18 protein-coding genes are annotated in these 18091 nt (G+C 46.7%); all 18 read right to left on the bottom strand.

From position 1 onward, the window contains the following. Positions 1-10 precede the first annotated feature (10 nt). Positions 11-2203 carry a chemotaxis protein CheA gene (locus tag OM978_RS07820; RefSeq protein WP_264346280.1) on the bottom strand — a complete coding sequence of 731 codons (2193 nt, stop codon included), beginning with the start codon at positions 2201-2203 and terminating at the stop codon, positions 11-13. A gap of 15 nt (positions 2204-2218) precedes the next feature. Beyond that, positions 2219-2974 carry a protein phosphatase CheZ gene (locus OM978_RS07815; RefSeq protein ID WP_264346279.1) on the bottom strand — a complete coding sequence of 252 codons (756 nt, stop codon included), beginning with the start codon at positions 2972-2974 and terminating at the stop codon, positions 2219-2221. A 25-nt stretch (positions 2975-2999) separates the two neighbouring features. Continuing rightward, entirely contained in the window at positions 3000-3383 is a 384-nt protein-coding gene (gene cheY, locus OM978_RS07810; RefSeq protein WP_233008834.1) for a chemotaxis response regulator CheY, read from the bottom strand. Between the two features lie 42 nt (positions 3384-3425). After that, positions 3426-4097 (bottom strand): RNA polymerase sigma factor FliA, encoded by a 672-nt coding sequence (locus OM978_RS07805; RefSeq protein WP_233008986.1) that lies wholly within the window; start codon positions 4095-4097, stop codon positions 3426-3428. 44 nt (positions 4098-4141) lie between these two features. Next, positions 4142-5017: a MinD/ParA family protein gene (locus OM978_RS07800; protein WP_319633908.1), complete on the bottom strand. Its 876-nt coding sequence runs from the start codon at positions 5015-5017 to the stop codon at positions 4142-4144. A 7-nt stretch (positions 5018-5024) separates the two neighbouring features. Then, positions 5025-6431 carry a flagellar biosynthesis protein FlhF gene (flhF, locus tag OM978_RS07795; protein WP_264346277.1) on the bottom strand — a complete coding sequence of 469 codons (1407 nt, stop codon included), beginning with the start codon at positions 6429-6431 and terminating at the stop codon, positions 5025-5027. Between the two features lie 10 nt (positions 6432-6441). After that, positions 6442-8547 (bottom strand): flagellar biosynthesis protein FlhA, encoded by a 2106-nt coding sequence (flhA, locus tag OM978_RS07790; protein WP_264346276.1) that lies wholly within the window; start codon positions 8545-8547, stop codon positions 6442-6444. A 151-nt stretch (positions 8548-8698) separates the two neighbouring features. Continuing rightward, positions 8699-9826, bottom strand: coding sequence for a flagellar biosynthesis protein FlhB (gene flhB, locus OM978_RS07785; protein WP_264346275.1), 1128 nt, complete (start codon positions 9824-9826; stop codon positions 8699-8701). A 9-nt stretch (positions 9827-9835) separates the two neighbouring features. Beyond that, a complete protein-coding gene (fliR, locus tag OM978_RS07780; RefSeq protein ID WP_233008826.1) occupies positions 9836-10609 on the bottom strand; it encodes a flagellar biosynthetic protein FliR in 774 nt (257 codons plus the stop codon). Then, on the bottom strand, positions 10609-10878 hold the full coding sequence (fliQ, locus tag OM978_RS07775) for a flagellar biosynthesis protein FliQ (protein ID WP_127021546.1): 270 nt from the start codon (positions 10876-10878) through the stop codon (positions 10609-10611). Before fliQ ends, fliR begins: the two co-directional genes overlap by 1 nt. Next, positions 10875-11621 carry a flagellar type III secretion system pore protein FliP gene (gene fliP / locus OM978_RS07770; RefSeq protein ID WP_264346274.1) on the bottom strand — a complete coding sequence of 249 codons (747 nt, stop codon included), beginning with the start codon at positions 11619-11621 and terminating at the stop codon, positions 10875-10877. The genes fliQ and fliP overlap by 4 nt, the downstream gene beginning before the upstream one ends. A gap of 1 nt (position 11622) precedes the next feature. Continuing rightward, positions 11623-12075: a flagellar biosynthetic protein FliO gene (gene fliO, locus OM978_RS07765; protein ID WP_264346273.1), complete on the bottom strand. Its 453-nt coding sequence runs from the start codon at positions 12073-12075 to the stop codon at positions 11623-11625. Next, positions 12075-12464 (bottom strand): flagellar motor switch protein FliN, encoded by a 390-nt coding sequence (gene fliN, locus OM978_RS07760; RefSeq protein WP_053424534.1) that lies wholly within the window; start codon positions 12462-12464, stop codon positions 12075-12077. Before fliN ends, fliO begins: the two co-directional genes overlap by 1 nt. A 2-nt stretch (positions 12465-12466) precedes the next feature. Then, positions 12467-13555: a flagellar motor switch protein FliM gene (fliM, locus tag OM978_RS07755; protein ID WP_264346272.1), complete on the bottom strand. Its 1089-nt coding sequence runs from the start codon at positions 13553-13555 to the stop codon at positions 12467-12469. 12 nt (positions 13556-13567) lie between these two features. Then, the gene (gene fliL, locus OM978_RS07750; protein ID WP_264346271.1) at positions 13568-14095 is read right to left on the bottom strand and encodes a flagellar basal body-associated protein FliL; all 528 of its coding nucleotides are present in this window, start codon (positions 14093-14095) and stop codon (positions 13568-13570) included. Positions 14096-14266: 171 nt separating this feature from the next. Further along, entirely contained in the window at positions 14267-16171 is a 1905-nt protein-coding gene (locus tag OM978_RS07745; protein WP_264346270.1) for a flagellar hook-length control protein FliK, read from the bottom strand. 124 nt (positions 16172-16295) lie between these two features. Continuing rightward, complete coding sequence (fliJ, locus tag OM978_RS07740) at positions 16296-16736, bottom strand: flagellar export protein FliJ (RefSeq protein ID WP_264346269.1); 441 nt, start codon at positions 16734-16736, stop codon at positions 16296-16298. A gap of 3 nt (positions 16737-16739) precedes the next feature. After that, positions 16740-18077 carry a flagellar protein export ATPase FliI gene (gene fliI / locus OM978_RS07735; protein WP_127021529.1) on the bottom strand — a complete coding sequence of 446 codons (1338 nt, stop codon included), beginning with the start codon at positions 18075-18077 and terminating at the stop codon, positions 16740-16742. Between the last annotated feature and the right edge of the window lie 14 nt (positions 18078-18091).

Below are 18091 nucleotides of genomic sequence, written 5' to 3'. Positions count from 1 at the left end.
GTGCACTCTCTTAAGCTGAGAATTTGTCAAAGCGATCAAATTTAATTTTGGAGCGTTTTGCATAATGCTTCAGCAGATTAGGTACATCCAGGATCAGCGCTATACCGCCGTCTGATGTGATAGTAGCGCCCGCCATACCCGGAGTGCCTTGCAATAACGCATCCAGAGGTTTGATCACTACTTCTTCCTGACCAATCAGAGAATCCACCACAAAACCAATTTGCTGTGTGCCTATTTGCACTATCACCACATGGCCTTGCTCGCGCTTTATCTTCTTGCTTGAGCCTTTAACCAGCCAATGCTCGAGATAAAACAATGGAATAGCTTTATTGCGGACTACTATCGTCAACTGGCCATCAACATTGTTGGTTTTGGCTAAATCAAGGTGGAAAATTTCATTGACTGTTGCCAACGGCAAGGCAAAGGTCTGCTCACCCACTATCACCATTAAGGTTGGTAATATGGCGAGAGTCAGAGGAACCTTAATCTCTAATAAAGTACCCTGACCTAGTTTCGAGTTGATATGTACGGTACCGTTCAGTTGGGTAATTTTGGTTTTCACCACATCCATACCCACACCACGGCCAGAAATATCGGAAATTTGCTCTTTGGTCGAGAAACCAGGGGCAAAAATCAGGTTAAAGGCTTCGGTATCCGACATACGCGCAGCTGCATCCGGATCCAGCACACCACGTTTAATGGCGATGGCTTTCAGTTTTTCCGGATCCATACCAGCACCGTCATCCTGGATGGTCAATAAAATATGATCACCAGCCTGAGAGGCCGCCAGTCTGACTAAACCTGTACGAGGTTTACCCGCTTTAACACGCACGTCCGGCATTTCAATACCGTGGTCAACCGAGTTCCGCACTAAGTGGACCAATGGGTCGGCCAGAGCCTCCACCAGGTTTTTATCTAAATCTGTTTCTTCCCCTTCCAGCTCAAGGTTAATGTCCTTTTGCAGTGAACGGGCTAAATCGCGAACCACGCGTGGGAAACGACCAAATACTTTCTTGATCGGCTGCATCCGGGTTTTCATCACAGCGCCTTGTAAATCGGCGGTGACTACATCCAGGTTTGCAATGGCTTTGCTCATTTCTTCGTTCTGAGCAGAACCAGACAAGCTCACCAGACGGTTACGTACCAGCACCAACTCACCGACCATGTTCATGATCTGATCAAGGCGCTTGGTATCAACCCGGACTGTAGTTTCTGGCTGGTTGGCTGCAGCTTTTGGATCGGCATCTGGATCTTTTGGAGCTGCCGCTACCGGAGCTGCTTTAGCTACAGCTGGTGCAGGCGCTGCTGCTTTCACTGGTTCAGGAGCTTTTGCCGCAGGAGCAGGCACTACCGCAACAGGCGCTTTGCCTTTGCCATGCAATTCATCCAGCAAGGATTCAAATTCGTCATCAGAGATATCATCACCAGAAGCCGCTTTGGCTTTTTCTGCTGGTTTAGCAGGAGCTTTTTCAACTGGCTTAGATGCAGCAACTGCGGCTTCGCCAGGAATAAAAGAACCCTGACCATGCAACTGATCTAAGATAGCTTCGAACTCATCATCAGTAATATCTTCACTGGCCGTTTCTTTCACGGCAGGCGGAGGCAAGTTGGCTGAAGTATCACGGCCAGGCGCACCGGCACCATGCAATTCATCAAGCAATGACTCAAATTCATCATCACTGATTTCGTCGATGGAAGAAGAACTTTCGACAGCAGGAGCAGCTGCAAACTCGACCACAGCATCAAACTCTTCCATGCTGATTTCAGGTTCTGGTTCTGAGGCCACAGCATGATGAGCATGTTCGTCTTCCGACTCAGGCATACTCAGTCGATGCAAAGCTTCGATAATAGCGGGGTCAGCTGGAGTCAGAGGTTCGCGGTTTTGCACATCGGCAAACATAGCGTTGACTGCATCCAGGGCCTGTAAAATAACATCCATCAATTCTGCGGTCACACGACGTTTGCCGGTCCGCAAAATATCAAACACGTTTTCGGCGCCATGGCAGGCGTCAACTAATTCAGTCAGCGATAAAAATCCAGCGCCACCTTTGACGGTGTGGAAACCACGGAAAATGGCATTTAATAAATTTGCGTCATCCGGATTATTTTCCAACTCAACCAACTGCTCTTGCAGTAGTTCAAGGATCTCGCCGGCTTCGACTAGGAAATCCTGTAAAATATCCTCATCTAAATCAAAGCCCATGCTACAGCTCCCCTTTTAGAAACCTAAACTTGATAATAAATCGTCCACATCATCCTGACCGGACACCACGTCATCACGCTCTGCTGCGTCAATAATAGGGCCTTCAGCTTCGTGACCTGCTTTTGGTTTTTTCGATACGGCTGCTGGTCGTTCTTCCATACTTAAATTGGTTTGACCAAAGGCCGTTAATAAACCAATTAAGCTGTCTTCCACTTCCCGGACCAATTCAATGACCCGCCGTAAAATCTGACCTGTTAAATCCTGATAATCCTGCGCCATCAATACTTCGGTCAGCCGTGCATGTAAGGTAGCAGAGTTTCCTGTTGCCTGATGCAAAAAGCCATCGAGATTATGACATAAGGCCTTGAACTCACCGACTTTTAAGTCGCGACTCATCAATTTCTGCCAATTTGGCAAAATAGATTGTAAGTGTGAGTTGAGTTCATCAGCGATAGGAAGACAGTTTTCAACCGCGTCCATGGTTTTGTTCGCGGCCTGTTCTGTCATATCAATAACATGATTCAGCCGTTTTTTTGCATCCGGAATATCATCTTCCAGCAAAGAACTTAAGGATGGGTCAATTTGGAAACTTTTCAGCGAGTCGTGCAGTTGCCGGGTTAGTTTTCCAACCTCGGCAAATAACTCGGAGGAGCCAGGTACAGCCAGCTGTTGCACCAATTCGTTCGCCGCGTCGGTTTCGCCGAACTCCAGCAACTGAACCAGTTCACGGGCCTGCTCTAATGAAATCAAGGGTGCCGTAGCTACAGACATGGTGTACTCCTTTGTCAGTTACGGTTTAACCCAGGCGTTCAAATACTTTAGCCAGTTTTTCCTGTAAGGTTGCAGCAGTAAAAGGTTTGACGATGTATCCATTCACACCAGCTTGTGCAGCTGCAATGATTTGTTCCTTTTTCGCTTCAGCGGTAACCATCAACACAGGAATATGCTTCAGTCTGGCATCAGCACGAATTGCACGCAGCAAATCAATACCTTGCATACCTGGCATGTTCCAGTCTGTGACAACAAAATCAAAATCACCGTTTTGCAGCATAGGCAAAGCCGTGCTGCCATCATCAGCTTCAGACACATTAGTGAAGCCAAGATCTCTTAACAGGTTTTTTATAATGCGTCTCATGGTTGAGAAATCATCAACCACAAGAATTTTCATATTCTTATCCAAAATCCCCTCCGGTGAGAGCCCAAGCTGGACTAACTCAAACTATTACAACCAATCCTGCATTCTGGAGCGCAAGCGCACCAGCGCCTGACTATGAATCTGACTGACCCTGGACTCGCTGACATCCAGCACAGCACCAATCTCTTTCAAATTTAGTTCGTCATTATAATACAGCGACAACACTATAGCTTCTCGTTCCGGTAAGCTACTGATATTTTTTATCAACGCCTGTTGAAATGCATCAGTTGCCTGTTGTTCGTACAAATGATCGTCATCTTTATCATTTGCCGTGACCAACACATCATCCGAGATGCCCAGATCTTCGATACCAATAATGCGACCACTGCTGGCGTCACTGAGCATATGATGATACTCATCTAAAGATATATCAAGTTTTTCAGCAACTTCACTATCTTTTACATCACGACCCAGTTCGGATTCAAGTTCAGAAATAGCTTCAGCTATCATACGGGAATTGCGGTGAACAGAGCGCGGAGTCCAATCACCACGACGGATTTCATCCAGCATAGAACCGCGTATACGAATACCGGCAAAGGTTTCAAAGCTTGCACCTTTACTGCCATCAAAGTTTTTTGCAGCTTCGATCAGACCAATCATACCGGATTGAATAAGGTCATCGACCAGGACACTGGCAGGTAAGCGGGCCAACAAATGGTAGGCAATACGTTTAACCAGAGGCGCATGCCGTTCAACCATTTGAGTCAGATGATCAGCGGCACCGTAGGCCGCAAGTTTGCTATTCAAACCAGACCTCTCGCTTCAGGTTGTTGTACCAGTTGTTCCAGAAAAAATTCGAGATGCCCGGATGCGACGGGTGGTACAGGCCACTGCACTGCACGGGTGGCCAAAGTACGAATCGCCAAAGAGGCCGGAGTTTTTGGAAAAGCATCCACAAAAGCTTTCTGCTTACGTGCCGCTTTTCTGACGTTTTCATCAAATGGAATAGTCGCGACCAACTCTAATGTGACATCAAGGAATCTGTCTGTCACCCGGCTTAGCTTGGCAAAAAGCTCCTGCCCTTCTTTTAAACTGCGAACCATATTGGCAACAATTTTAAAGCGCTGCACACCATGTTCACGGCTCAATATTTTCATTAAGGCGTAAGCATCAGTGATAGAAGAAGGTTCATCACAGACCACCACTAACACGTCTTGTGAAGCGCGGGAAAAACTTAATACCATATCGGAAATACCAGCAGCTGTGTCCACCAGTAAAATATCAAAACGGGTGCGCATTTCGCTAAAAGCACGGATAAGACCAGCATGTTCCACTGGCTTTAATTCGGTCATGGATTGAGTGCCTGAAGTCGCTGGTACAATTTTGATACCAAAAGGCCCTTCAATCAGAATGTCATCCAGTTCTGCTTCGCCAGACAACACATGAAATAAGTTTTTTTGCACCCTAAGTCCAAGCATTACGTCACAGTTCGCTAACCCCAGGTCAGCGTCCAGCACCAATACTTTTTTTCCAAGCTGAGCCATAGACATGGCAAGGTTCAGCGTAACGTTAGTTTTACCCACGCCACCTTTGCCGCCTGTCACTGCTATGACTTTTACAATCTGTTGTTTCTGTTGTTGCTTCATTCTTCTCAGGCCACTGGCTTGATCATCATTCATCGGAAGATTATGCATAGGTTCCTTCCACCCGGGCCGTCGTGTCTGAATACCACTGATAACCCGTACTACTGTTAGAGGTCCGTAACTGCTCTGCCTTGGCAACCATTGTTTTCGCTTCGGCCATCTCGATATCCTCAGGGACTCGTTGGCCGTTGGTCAAATAACTGACCGGTAACGCATTTTGTATTGCCACGTTAATGATTTCTCCCAAACTTAAGCATTCATCAAGTTTGGTGAAAATACAACCCGCTAATGGAATACGTTTGAAATGTTCAACGGTTTCCTGCATCACGCGAGCTTGAGATGTTGCAGACAATACCAGATAACTTTTTATTTTAACACGCGAATTATGCACTAAAGACGCAAGTTTTTCAGCAAGACGAACGTCACGCTGACTCATACCTGCGGTATCAATCAAAATTAATTTACGTTGTTGTAACTGATTTAACAGCGTCGCTAACTCTTCGCTGTCTTTGACCTGTTTTACCGGACAACCAATAATACGGCCAAAAGTAGCTAACTGCTCGTAAGCACCAATGCGGAATGAATCTGTGGTAATTAAAGCCACCTGATCCGCCCCATGACGTTTAGCAAACTGAGCTGCAAGCTTTGCCACAGTCGTGGTTTTGCCTACGCCTGTAGGACCAACCAGGGCCACTACGCCGCCACGACGCATAATATCGTCATTGGTGGTGATCAACTGCCCTGTTAATAACTCTAACGCACTGTCCCATGCTTCAGCATCGCTGATATCTTCTGGCATAAAGCAGGCAATTTGATCAGCCACTGGTTCAGATAAACCCAGAGCCAGCAGTTTTTCAATCACCATGGCACGCACAGGCTCACGACGCGCTAAATCCTGCCACATTAAACCTGAGACCTGGTGTTGCAGCAGTTGTTTCATCGACGACATTTCACTACGCATCGCATCAAACTGTTTTTGCATCAGCTTGGCTTGCTGTTCCTGATAACGTGTCAATTCAGTCAGGTTGACCACTGGTGCGTCGGAAGATTGACGTTCGTTATCCGAAGGTGTTGAATTTGCAACCGAAAATAGCGCGTTGGTCGCTGCAGCAGTTTTTGCAGCCGCCATTTTATTGGCAGAGATAGCCTGAGCAGCTGCAGGTTGTTTACTAATTTGACGGGCTAATAAAGCTTGCAGAGAATCGGCAGGCACTTGCTCTGGCTCATCATCTACTTTGATATTCAAACGACTACCTACCGCAGGCTGAGCTGCAACTGCAGGTTCAGCCACAACCACAGATGGCGCGGCTTCCGGGTCTATTGCCGCTACAATTTCAACGCCGCCAGCCACTTTTTTATTCGACAGAATAATAGCATCAGGGCCTAAAAACTCTTTGACTTCTGTCAGAGCGGTACGCATATCTTTGGCAACAAAGCGTTTGATTTTCATAGCTTAACTCCTAATTCGACTGGCCTACCACACTGACAATACGGATTTGTTTGTTGTCAGGGATCTCTTGGTAGGACAAAACCCGTAATCCTGGAATACTGTACTTCACGAATCGTGCCATAACTGATCGCAGAATGCCGGAAGTCAATAAAACTGCCGGTTCGCCGGCTAATTCCTGATTCTGACAGGCAGTAGCTAATGACTGCTGAATACGCTCAGCAAGGCCAGGCTCTATACCAGCGCCATCATTGCCGGCCGATTGCATCGACTGATGTAACATCTGCTCTAAATCAGGTGCGAAGGTGATCACCGGCACTTCAGGCGCACTGCCCACCACTTCCTGAATAATCAGGCGTTTTAACGCCACACGGCAAGATGCAGTTAATACGTCAACATCCTGACTCTTCGAGCCATAGTCCACTAAGGTTTGTACTATGGTGCGCATATCACGGATAGGCACCCCCTCATGCAACAGGTTTTGCAGCACTTTTACCACCACAGTCAGCGGCAAGGTATCTGGTACTAAAGCATCCACTAGCTTAGGTGAAGATTTAGCCAGCATGTCCAGCAAGTTCTGCACTTCTTCATGCCCCAGCAACTGAGCAGCATTATTGGTTAAAATCTGGCTTAAATGAGTGGCCACTACGGTCGCCGCATCCACTACTGTGTAGCCTAAGGTTTGAGCATGTTCACGCTGATTTTTTGCGATCCAGACCGCCTCTAAACCAAAAGCAGGATCTTTAGTGGCTATACCTTTGACAGTACCAAACACCTGACCTGGGTTAATCGCCAGTTCGTTATCGTGCCGCAGTTCTGACTCGCCTGTGGTCACGCCCATCATGGTGACACGGTAGGTATTAGGCTCTAAATCCAGATTGTCGCGAATATGCACAGCCGGAATAAGGAAACCCAGCTCCTGAGATAGTTTTTTACGCACGCCTTTAATACGGGTCAGCAATTCGCCGCCCTGCGCTTTATCAACCAGTGGAATTAAACGATAGCCGACTTCTAAACCTATAGTGTCGACTGGCTGTACATCATCCCAGCCAATTTCTTTGACGGGAGCCATTTCAACAGGAGTGGTCATTTCAGCCTTTTTGATCGCAGCTGCTTTTTTAGCTGTTGGGTTTTCCACCCGGTACAAATAATAAGCTGCACCACCCACTATTGCGGCCAGACTCAAGAAGGCGACATGAGGCATGCCAGGGACTATACCCATAATGACTAAAATGCCAGTCGCAATGACCAGCACCTTAAAGTTACTGAACTGGCCGGCCATCAGAGTACCAAAATCACCCTCTTTGTTTTGACGGGTAACGATAATGGCTGTACCCACTGACAACAACAAACCTGGTATTTGCGCCACCAGACCGTCACCTATGGTCAATAAGGTATAAATTTCAACAGCTTCCATAAAAGGTAAATCGTGCTGCAGTACACCAATGATCAGACCGCCGATGATGTTTATTACCATAATGACGATACCGGCCATGGCATCACCTTTAACGAATTTATTGGCACCGTCCATCGAACCATAGAAATCAGCTTCTTCACCAATTTCCTCTCGGCGTTTACGAGCCTGATCAGCGTCAATAAAACCAGCGTTTAAGTCGGCGTCTATCGCCATTTGTTTACCCGGCATAGCATCAAGGGTAAAACGGGCCGTTACTTCAGAGATACGTGCAGCACCAGAGGTGACAACCATCATATTGATAATAACGAGGATAATAAAAACTACAAAACCTACAGCGTAATTACCACCTATCACCACTTCACCGAAAGCTTCTACCACCTTACCTGCTGCGTCAGGGCCATTGTGGCCTTCCAGTAAAATGACCCGCGTACTGGCAATGTTCAAAGTTAAACGCAAAATAGTAGCCACCAGAATAACGCTGGGGAAAATAGCAAAATCCAAAGGTTTTCTGGTGTAGATGGTGATTAACAGTACCACCAGACCTAATGTGATATTGAAGGTAAACAAAATATCCAGCATCAAAGGGGGTAAAGGTAATACCACCATGGCCAAAGCTGCCAGGATCATTAACGGAGTGCCAACACCTTTGGCATAAGACCAAACTTCGGGATTAACACGGGAAAACATTTGGGTCATCGACATAACAAGCCTGACAAATTACTGACGCTACAGGCTGTTATACAAAAACCGTTCCACAATTAAATGGCCAGTGTCAGAGCTATCAGCTCTGACACTGGGTATCGAAGTCATAATAGGAGTGAATGATATGTGGGTCAGAGCCAAGGCTCTGACCCTAGTGGCGGAAATCTTCCGGAATGGGAAGGTCTCTCGCCAGATTTTTCGGCCGTTTTCCTTTGCCTTTTTTATACATATTCAACTGATATACATAAGCCAGCACCTGAGCAACAGCCGCAAATAACTGCTCAGGGATGGGATGATCAAGCTCTGTGGTATAAAAAATCGAACGGGCTAAGGCAGGTGATTCAAGCACTGGTACTTTGTTTTCTTCGGCTAAACGACGGATATAAAGCGCCACTTCATCGGCCCCTTTAGCCACAACTACTGGCGCTCTGAATTTGGCCTGATCGTACTTCAGCGCTACCGCAAAGTGAGTCGGGTTAGTAACCACCACATCTGCTGTAGGTACAGCGGCTATCATACGGCGGCGGGCCGCCTGATACTGCAAGCTACGAATACGGCCTTTAACCCGGGGATCACCCTCAGAGTTTTTGTATTCGTCTTTGACTTCCTGCAACGTCATTTTTAATTCTTTATGGTGTTTCCACATCTGATAAGGCGCATCGATAGCGGCAATGACAATAACGCTGAAACAAATGCCAAAAAACACCCAGGCTAAAATTTCAGCTGAGGCGAAAATATCCTCTGGATTGGTCATCAAGGATAAGGCCATGATGTCGTCAAAGAAGGTGGACAACAACGCAAAAGTTAAACCACCGATCACCAGTACCTTAGCAATACTTTTAATCAGCTCGACCATCGCCTGTAAACCAAACATCCTCTTGATGCCCGTCAGAGGATTCAGTTTGCTAAATTTAAAACCGACGGCTTGCCAGGTAAAGTTATAACCACCAATGATCACACTGCCCACATAAGCAGCTAACAAAATCAGCAGGAAAAATTTAAGTAGTCCTGGAAATAATTCAATTAATGCATCCTCCCAGACGGAGAACATTGAATAAGGATTAAAAATATCTTTTTCATCCAGCGACAGTAAACGACGACAAACTTCCAGCACTGAGCCTGCTATCTCTTTACCGAAAATTAAAATGCCTGCGCTACTGCCCACCAACACAGCAAAAGTAGCCAGATCCTTGGAACGTGCAACCTGACCCTTTTTTCGGGTGTCTTCGAGTTTTTTACTGGTGGGTTCTTCGGTTTTTTCCTGACCTGAACTTGCCATAGCAGTCTCCTAGCAGCCTATCAACTTGCAGGTGTATTCAATACCATGCTGCCAGTTCAGATTAAAATGAAATAAGAAGGTATCCATCGTCAGCCACATAATAAGCAAACCCGCCAACATACTGATAGGCATACCTATAGAGAAAATATTCAACTGAGGTGCTGTACGGGTTAACACACCAAAAGCAATATTGACCACCAGCATAGCCGTTACTGGCGCCAGCGTGATGGCCAAAGCTGTAACAATAATCCAGCCGCCAAATTCGGCCACTTGCCAGTACTTATTCACATCCATCCACTGGCCATTAATGGGCAGTGATTCAAAACTAAAGACAACCATCTGAAACATAATCAGATGTCCGTCGTACACCAAAAATAACAAAGTGGCCAAAATCAGATAAAACTGGCCTATAGCTGGCACAGACACACCGTTGGCAGGATCGGCCATAGCGGCAAAACCTAAACCGGTTTGAGTCGCCAGAATTTGACCTGCGGTGACAAAAGCCTGTACAAAAATTTGTGAGATAAAACCTATCGCCAGCCCTATGACAATTTGTTGGATCATTTGCACCACCAGATTCAGCGACATCAGATTGACGTCTTTCACCGGCGGAACCACAGGCATAATCATCACGATAAAGGCGGCACAAAAGGCGGCTTTGACCCGGGTCGGAATATTTTTTGCCCCAAAAGCCACCATAATAAACATCATGGCGGATACACGGGCGAAAGGCAGCATAAAGTCAGCAATAACCTGAAGTAATTGCTGCAGTGGATACTCCATCAGCTGATAACCGTTGGAATGCTCAGATAGAGCTTCTCGGTGTAGTCCATTATGGTTTGAGTTAACCAGTGCCCACCATACATCAGAGCGAGTAATGTCACTATTAGACGAGGTAAAAAACTTAAGGTTTGTTCGTTGATTGAAGTCGCAGCCTGAAAGATAGACACAATCAAGCCGACAATAAGCGACGGAATAATGGCCATGGAGACAATTAAGATCACCAGCCAAAGCGCATCGCTTAATATATCAACAAAAACCTCTGGACTCATGTCCCCACTCCGTAGCTGGTTGCTAAAGTCCCCATCACCAGTAACCAGCCGTCGACCAACACAAACATCATCAGTTTAAACGGCAGGGCAATAATCATAGGTGATAACATCATCATACCCATGGCCATCAGGATACTGGCAACCACCAGATCGATAATCAGAAAGGGGATAAATATCATAAATCCAATCTGAAAAGCAGTTTTCAGCTCGCTGGTGACAAAAGCCGGGATCACAATGGTGATAGGTAAATCCGCTACATTGTCGACCTTAGGCGTACCTGCTATTTCAGCAAAAGTTTCTAAATCTTTCATCCTTGTTTGATGCAGCATAAAAGCCTTCATCGGCTTTATCGCTTCATCAAAGGCCTGAATTGAGGTGATTTGTTCTGCAAGGTATGGCTGCAGTGCTTTTTGATTCACTTCATCAAACACAGGTGCCATGATAAAAAAAGTCATAAAGACAGTGATACCAATTAATACCTGGTTCGAGGGCGACGATTGTAAGCCTATGGCCTGACGTAAAATTGCCAGCACCACAATAATACGGGTAAAACAGGTCATCATAATGACCATAGCTGGCAGGAAACTCAGCGCAGTCATCACCGCTAGTACTTGCAGCGTGACACTGTACTCCTGTGTCCCATCGGGACTGGTGGTGACAGATAAGGCAGACAAAGCGCCGCCCTGCTGAGCTAACAGATCAGGGGACAAAAATAACAGAACTAGTGCGAGTAATGGCCACATATTAAGGTTTCGACTTTTGTTTTTGTAGAAGTGCCTGAAACTGAGTACGCCAGTCTGGCGCTGCCTGATCGTCAACCAAAGGTTGGTCTAATTCAAATAACATATTAATTTGGTTAGCCGTTACACCCAACACCCGCTGTTTGCCCTGCACTTCAATCACCAGAATGCGTTCACGGGGCCCAAGCATCACAGAGCTGACAATTTTGATATGGCTGGAGCCCGGTAGTTTGATTGCCAGTTTTTTATACAACCAGGCCAGACCAAACAATAAACCCAGCACAATGATCAAAGAGCCAAACACATTCATAATGGTCATGGCGTTCATGCCATTGCCTTGTGCTGTTGGCGCAGCTGTTGCCGCTGTGCTGGCTGCTGCCACCACAGTTTCAGTAGCATTTGCCAGCAAAGGACTGGCCAGACAACACAACGCCATCATAGGATAAAACAATCGCATTAGCGCAGCTTCTTGATACGTTCAATCTGACTGATCACGTCGGTCAGACGGATACCAAACTTGTCGTTGACCACAACTACTTCACCGTGCGCTATTAAAGTGCCGTTGACCAGCACGTCCAATGGTTCACCAGCTAAACGCTCCAGCTCAACAACAGAGCCCTGATTCAGTTGTAATAAATTACGGATACTGATTTTAGCGCGGCCGACTTCCATAGAGATGGTGACAGGTATATCTAAAATGGTGTCCAGTTTACGTTTCTCATCGACAGTCAGCTGAGCTGGTTCTTCTTTAAGTTCATCCAGTTCAACAGCTGAAGCACCACTATCGCCTTCAGCTTCTGCTAAAGCTGCTGCCCATTCGTCCATGGTATCTTGTTCATTCGCCATGATTATCTCTCCAAGCGTTCAGATAAGTTTAAATCCGCTTCCAGTTCACTGATATCTGCATCGCTGTCCAGGCGTCGGCCGCCCTTAGTGAACACATGCATCTCTGATTTAACGGACTCAGGTCGTTTAATTTTTTCAATAATTTTTAATGCGATATTGTCGCGGGAGCGTCCCATCTTGGCTCTGTAAGTAGGTAAATCTTCAATCAGCACAGTGATGTGATCAGGCATTTCTACCGGAATGATATCGCCAGCCTGCAGGTTCATCAGTTGCTCCAGTGTGATATCGACATCCAGCATCTTAGTGGTCAAATCCACTTTCACATCCATGATTTCGTCACGCAGGGCTTTACTCCAGCGCAAGTCGGTGTCTTCTTTATCACTTTGAACACCGGCATCCAACAATTCACGAATAGGTTCCAGCATCGAATAAGGCAACGCCACGTGGAAATCACCGCCACCACCATCGAGCTCGATATGGAAAGAGCTGATGACCACCACTTCAGTTGGGCTGACGATGTTGGCCATAGCCGGGTTCACTTCAGAATCCAGATATTCAAAGGACACGTCCATCACAGGAGCCCAGGCTTCTTTGTAATCTTCAAAGATAAGCTTTAACAGCATTTGGATGATACGACGTTCGGTTGGAGTAAATTCGCGACCTTCGATTTTGGCGTGATAACGGCCATCGCCTCCAAAGAAGTTATCCACCAGAATAAACACCAGACGGGCTTCCATGGTAATAAGGCCTGTGCCTTTTAATGGGCGGAACCTCACCATGTTTAAACTGGTTGGAACAAAGAGGGTGTGTACGTATTCACCAAACTTAATCATCTGCACGCCGTTGATCGAAACCTCGGCTGTGCGGCGCATCATATTAAATAAACTGATCCGCATATGGCGGGCAAAACGTTCGTTGACCATTTCGAGCGTGGGCATACGACCACGCACGATGCGATCCTGTGAGGAAAAGTCGTATTCGGTCGCAGATCGCCCACGACCGTCGCCACTTTCCTCGACCTCTTCTTCTTCGACGTCATCGACACCATGCAGTAGCGCGTCAATTTCGTCCTGGGACAATAAATCAGTCAAGCTGTTGCTCTCTTATTGCATCACAAAGCCAGTGAACAGTACTTCTTCTACTACTTCACTGCCAGCCACGCCAACTAAGGCTTCCTGCACTTCTTTCAGTGCTTTTTTCTTCAAATTTTCTTTGCCTTCAACCGTAATCAACTCTTCGGCATTACTGGTACTGAAGGTACGTAACAAGGTACTTTCAATCAAAGGAATATGCACTTTGGCTGTTTCTTCATTGTTACTGCCACGCACTAACAACTGCACCTTAATTTGCACCAGACGATCTTTGGTTGCACCTGGCACATTAAAAATAAAAGGTCGAGGCATGCTGACATACAAGGCTGAGCCTTTGTCTGCTGCTGCATTTGGGTCTGTTGCTACTGCAGTTTCAGCTACACCAGCCTCCACCGGAGCAGGTTCGGCTGAATCACCTGACATCATCAATACTGCAACTACAGCGACAACGGCTAGCAGCACAACTGCACCAATAATGATGATCAGCTTTTTCTTTTTCGCCTGGCCATCACCAATTTCTAAGTCTTTACCCGCCGCCATTTTTATTCCTTATTCGCGTTGATGAAACCGTATTATTGACCTTGGCTTTCATCAAAGGCAATCACTAACTGTGCATCTGCCGCTTTTCTGCCCTTCTTCGCTGGTTCTGTAGTTTTATTAACCCGCTACAACCTGGCTTAGCCTTAAACGAACAGGCAGCGACTGCTGTTTTTACGCGTAATAATCCACTACGCGGTCAGAATTTTTTGTAGGTAAAATGCCTGGCTCAATATTCTCGTCAGATGAGCCCAAGGTTGTGCCCAAACCATTGCCACCAGCGGTACGACGACCGCCTTCCTGACCTGAAGAAGATTGGTTTTGCTGTTGTACAGAGCCCTGACTCAATTCAATTCCTTGTTGTTGCAATAATTCTTTTAATTTTGGCATTTGTTGTTCCATCAGTTCTTTGGCATTACCTTGCTGAACCATAAACTGCACTGACATCTGATCCTGCTGCAAACTGATTTTGATCTGCATCGAACCCAATTCAGACGGGTCCAGACGAATTTCAGCGGTATGCACTTTATCTTTCACCATCATCAGCATTTTTTCTTTTAATTGGTTCGACGCTTCAGGCTGGATCAAATTCAGCTTTTGTCCCAACTGGTCCACTTGTTTTTGGCTTGATTCAGACACAGCTTCACGGCCAGCTACAGCAATACCTGAGCTGATTTTTTCCAGGCTGGATTTAAGCTGGTTGCTAAAAGAGTTGGCCTCTGTCACAACAGGATTACTGCCTTTTTGCTGTTCAATCACAGTCAGAATGGCATCAGCTGAACCTTGCTGCGAAGGTTCACCAGATGAAGAGGATGCCCCCTGCTCTCCCTGAGTAGCGATGGCGGCATTCTGAATTTGCTTTAATATATCCTCGGTAGTGACTTTAGTGTCTGAGGCCGCAGCTTTGATATGCGGAGATGTCGGAGCCACTAATGCAGCGGCACTTTGGGCCTGCACTGAAGTTTTAGCCTCTGTGGCGACAGAATGCACCGTCAAGGTTTCTCTCTCAGTGTCGTCATCGGCTGCAACTGTGTTATCACTACCGGCTGTCGCAGCTGCGTTGCTTTTGACTAGGGCTGCCGCTTGCTCTGACTGAACCGGAGATTTGTTCACTATGGTGGCTGTAGCCAACACTTCAGTGTTCATAGCAGTTTGCTTTTCTGCCTCAGCAGACTGAACAGTCTGAGCGGAGTGTCCTGCAGCTTTCAACGGTTTTTCGATATGAGCTATAATTTTGTTTTGGTCAGGGCCCGTATCTTTTGAATTGCCAGGCAGTGATTTATCACCTGCTTTGCCTTTTAAGTCTGTCAAGTCTGTTGGAACTAGTTCAACCTCTGAAGCTGTATTTTGCTTTAGAACAGTTTCCGCAGTCTGGGTTTTACCTGAGCCATTTTTGTCTGTCTGCGCCATCAGTTTTAAGGCTTTTGATTCTTCAGCTGTTAGATGCTGCTCTGAGCCTTGTTCAGCCAATAGCTTTTTATCAAGCACTATAGAGCCATCGTTCTGCCCGTCAGTTTTGGTCTGGGCACTAGACAGATCGACGACTTTTATTTTATCACTTTGCTGTTTCGCTGCGAGCGCTTGTACCTGCACCGCCACATCATCCACTACAGCAATTTTATCTGATCCCGTTTTACCTTCAGTTTCGGCTTTGCTTAACCGCTCCTGCAAACTTTTGGCTTTTTCCAGCAAGTTTAACCAGTGCGATTGTTCAGCTTCACCGCTCTCATTTTGCACCTGCAAGGCATCCGAATCACCAGACACTAGCTCTTCTGAATCGCCCTGTGATGACTCCTTGCTGGCCACAGCCTTAGTGTTGTCAGTGTTTACATCAGGGACCTTTGCTCCCTCAACAGCTGTAACATCTGTACTATCTGCAAGGTCAGAGGCATTATTCTGCCGCGTTTTGGCAGGGACTTTTGCAGGTTTCTCTGCAGCTTTCCCATTCACCTCAGCGGCTAAGGTGGCAGCAAAACTCTGATCAGGCTCTGTTGCACCGTCATTGGACTGCATAGCTTGTGGTTTTGCAGCTGAGACAGGTTCAGCGCTAAGCATTGTCATTGATAAAAATTCAGCCATCGATCACTCCGGTCCAGATGCAAGAGATTTACTTGCTGCTGTTGTTCGTATTTGCCTGCAGTATGCAAACAAAATCACTTCACACACGACATCATGCAAAAGACATACAAAATACGCGCCATACTTAACTAACTCTGCGGAAAAACTGCTGAGTTGCAATTTCATCCAGCATTTTTTGTTCTTGTTTATCTGCTTTGCGCTGCACTTCTGCCAACTCACGTTCAATGAGTATTTCCAGCGCCTTGCGTTTTTTCTGCATCGCCAATAGCTGCAACAAACGCTGATCTGCGCTGGCTTTGGCCTGCTGCACATACTGTTGCTGCACCGTTAAAGCCGCATCCAACTTGCCAATAAAGTTTAAATACTGATTAAACTGGCGACTTGCCATGCCTTGCTGACCACGGCTTTGGGTTTGCTGTACGTATTCGATACGGTAATCCGCCAGCCCTTGATACTTTTGTTGCATCGACTGATAGTTCTGCTGCGCAGCTCTGTACATCGCCTGCAATTTATCTTCTTTTTCCTGCTGGACTTTTACCAACAGCTGAAGTTGTGCCAATGCCATAACTTATCGTCCTAAATGTGCAGGTAAAAGTTTATCCAGTTGCGTCAGACTTTCGTCATAAGGCACAACCTCTTTCATTTCCTGCTGTAAAAAACCACGGATTTTTGGCATCAGAGTTACGGCTGCATCCAATTGCGGATCGGCGCCTTTGACGTAAGCACCAATTGAAATTAAATCTTTGCTTTGCTGATAAGAGGCATACAGCTGTTTTACAGCACGAGCCAGTTTTTGATGTTCCATGCTGGTGACTGCTGGCATAACCCGGCTAATGGATTTTTCGATATCAATAGCAGGAAAGTGGCCACTGTCAGCCAACTGGCGCGACAGAACAATGTGGCCATCTAAAATAGCGCGGGACGCATCAGCTATAGGATCCTGCAAGTCATCGCCTTCGGACAATACAGTATAAAAAGCAGTAATAGAGCCCTGACCTACAGCACCATTACCAGCTCGTTCAACCAGTGCCGGTAATTTGGCGAAGACTGAAGGTGGATAGCCTTTGGTTGCTGGAGGTTCACCCACAGCCAAAGCAATTTCGCGCTGCGCCTGAGCATAACGGGTAATGGAATCAAGCAGCAGTAATACATCAAGCCCCTGTTCGCGGAAGTACTCAGCCACCTGCACTGCTGTTTCGCAGCCTTTTAAACGCATCAGGGGCGATACATCAGCGGGAGCCGCAACGACCACCGAACGTTTGCGGCCTTCTTCCCCCAAAATCTCGTCAATAAATTCTTTAACCTCACGGCCCCGTTCACCCACCAGCCCCACGACTATCACGTCAGCTGCAGTACCGCGGGTCATCATGCCCAGCAGCACAGACTTACCTACACCAGACCCTGCAAACAAGCCCATACGCTGGCCTTTGCCGACCGTAATAATGCTGTTGATCGCCCGTACGCCTACATCAAGCGGAGCATGAATGGGCTGACGTTGTAATGGATTAATAGGAGGTTTTTTCGCGCCGCCAAATTCCTGACTTAAAATCGGCCCTTTGCCATCCAGTGGTTTACCTGCACCGTCAATAACCCGCCCCAGCAACGCCATAGTCAAAGGCACACCTTTAAAATCGTTCAAAGGTGTGACTTTTGCACCAGGCACCACACCGGACACATCATCTTTTGGCATTAAAAAAATACGGTCGTTGGCAAAACCCACTACCTCAGCAAATAGCTGGCCGGATGCGGTTTCCACATGACAAGTCTGGCCTATAGCCGCAGTGCAGCCGGTCGCTTCCAGAGTCAGCCCGACGACCCGGACTAAACGCCCGGCCAGATTGGGCCTACTTTTCTGAATATGCTGCAGCTGTTGCTTTAAATTGGCGGCTAACTGTGACGACGACATAAAACTCCTTAAAC

It is taken from the genome of Rheinheimera sp. MM224 (assembly GCF_947090785.1).
Classification (GTDB): Bacteria; Pseudomonadota; Gammaproteobacteria; order Enterobacterales; family Alteromonadaceae; genus Pararheinheimera.
Note: the sequence above shows the minus strand (reverse complement) of the source record. Positions and strands in the feature narration are given on the sequence as shown.

Excerpts from the sequence above, each read along its gene's own strand:
- flhB (WP_264346275.1), bottom strand. The coding sequence starts at position 9,826 with ATGGCAAGTTCAGGTCAGGAAAAAACCGAAGAACCCACCAGTAAAAAA.
- fliJ (WP_264346269.1), bottom strand. The coding sequence starts at position 16,736 with ATGGCATTGGCACAACTTCAGCTGTTGGTAAAAGTCCAGCAGGAAAAA.
- flhF (WP_264346277.1), bottom strand. The coding sequence starts at position 6,431 with ATGAAAATCAAACGCTTTGTTGCCAAAGATATGCGTACCGCTCTGACA.
- fliR (WP_233008826.1), bottom strand. The coding sequence starts at position 10,609 with ATGGAGTATCCACTGCAGCAATTACTTCAGGTTATTGCTGACTTTATG.
- OM978_RS07800 (WP_319633908.1), bottom strand. The coding sequence starts at position 5,017 with ATGAATGATGATCAAGCCAGTGGCCTGAGAAGAATGAAGCAACAACAG.
- OM978_RS07815 (WP_264346279.1), bottom strand. The coding sequence starts at position 2,974 with ATGTCTGTAGCTACGGCACCCTTGATTTCATTAGAGCAGGCCCGTGAA.
- fliI (WP_127021529.1), bottom strand. The coding sequence starts at position 18,077 with ATGTCGTCGTCACAGTTAGCCGCCAATTTAAAGCAACAGCTGCAGCAT.
- OM978_RS07805 (WP_233008986.1), bottom strand. The coding sequence starts at position 4,097 with ATGGTTGAACGGCATGCGCCTCTGGTTAAACGTATTGCCTACCATTTG.
- fliP (WP_264346274.1), bottom strand. The coding sequence starts at position 11,621 with ATGTGGCCATTACTCGCACTAGTTCTGTTATTTTTGTCCCCTGATCTG.
- fliO (WP_264346273.1), bottom strand. The coding sequence starts at position 12,075 with ATGCGATTGTTTTATCCTATGATGGCGTTGTGTTGTCTGGCCAGTCCT.
- fliN (WP_053424534.1), bottom strand. The coding sequence starts at position 12,464 with ATGGCGAATGAACAAGATACCATGGACGAATGGGCAGCAGCTTTAGCA.
- flhA (WP_264346276.1), bottom strand. The coding sequence starts at position 8,547 with ATGTCGATGACCCAAATGTTTTCCCGTGTTAATCCCGAAGTTTGGTCT.
- OM978_RS07745 (WP_264346270.1), bottom strand. The coding sequence starts at position 16,171 with ATGGCTGAATTTTTATCAATGACAATGCTTAGCGCTGAACCTGTCTCA.
- fliQ (WP_127021546.1), bottom strand. The coding sequence starts at position 10,878 with ATGAGTCCAGAGGTTTTTGTTGATATATTAAGCGATGCGCTTTGGCTG.
- fliL (WP_264346271.1), bottom strand. The coding sequence starts at position 14,095 with ATGGCGGCGGGTAAAGACTTAGAAATTGGTGATGGCCAGGCGAAAAAG.
- OM978_RS07820 (WP_264346280.1), bottom strand. The coding sequence starts at position 2,203 with ATGGGCTTTGATTTAGATGAGGATATTTTACAGGATTTCCTAGTCGAA.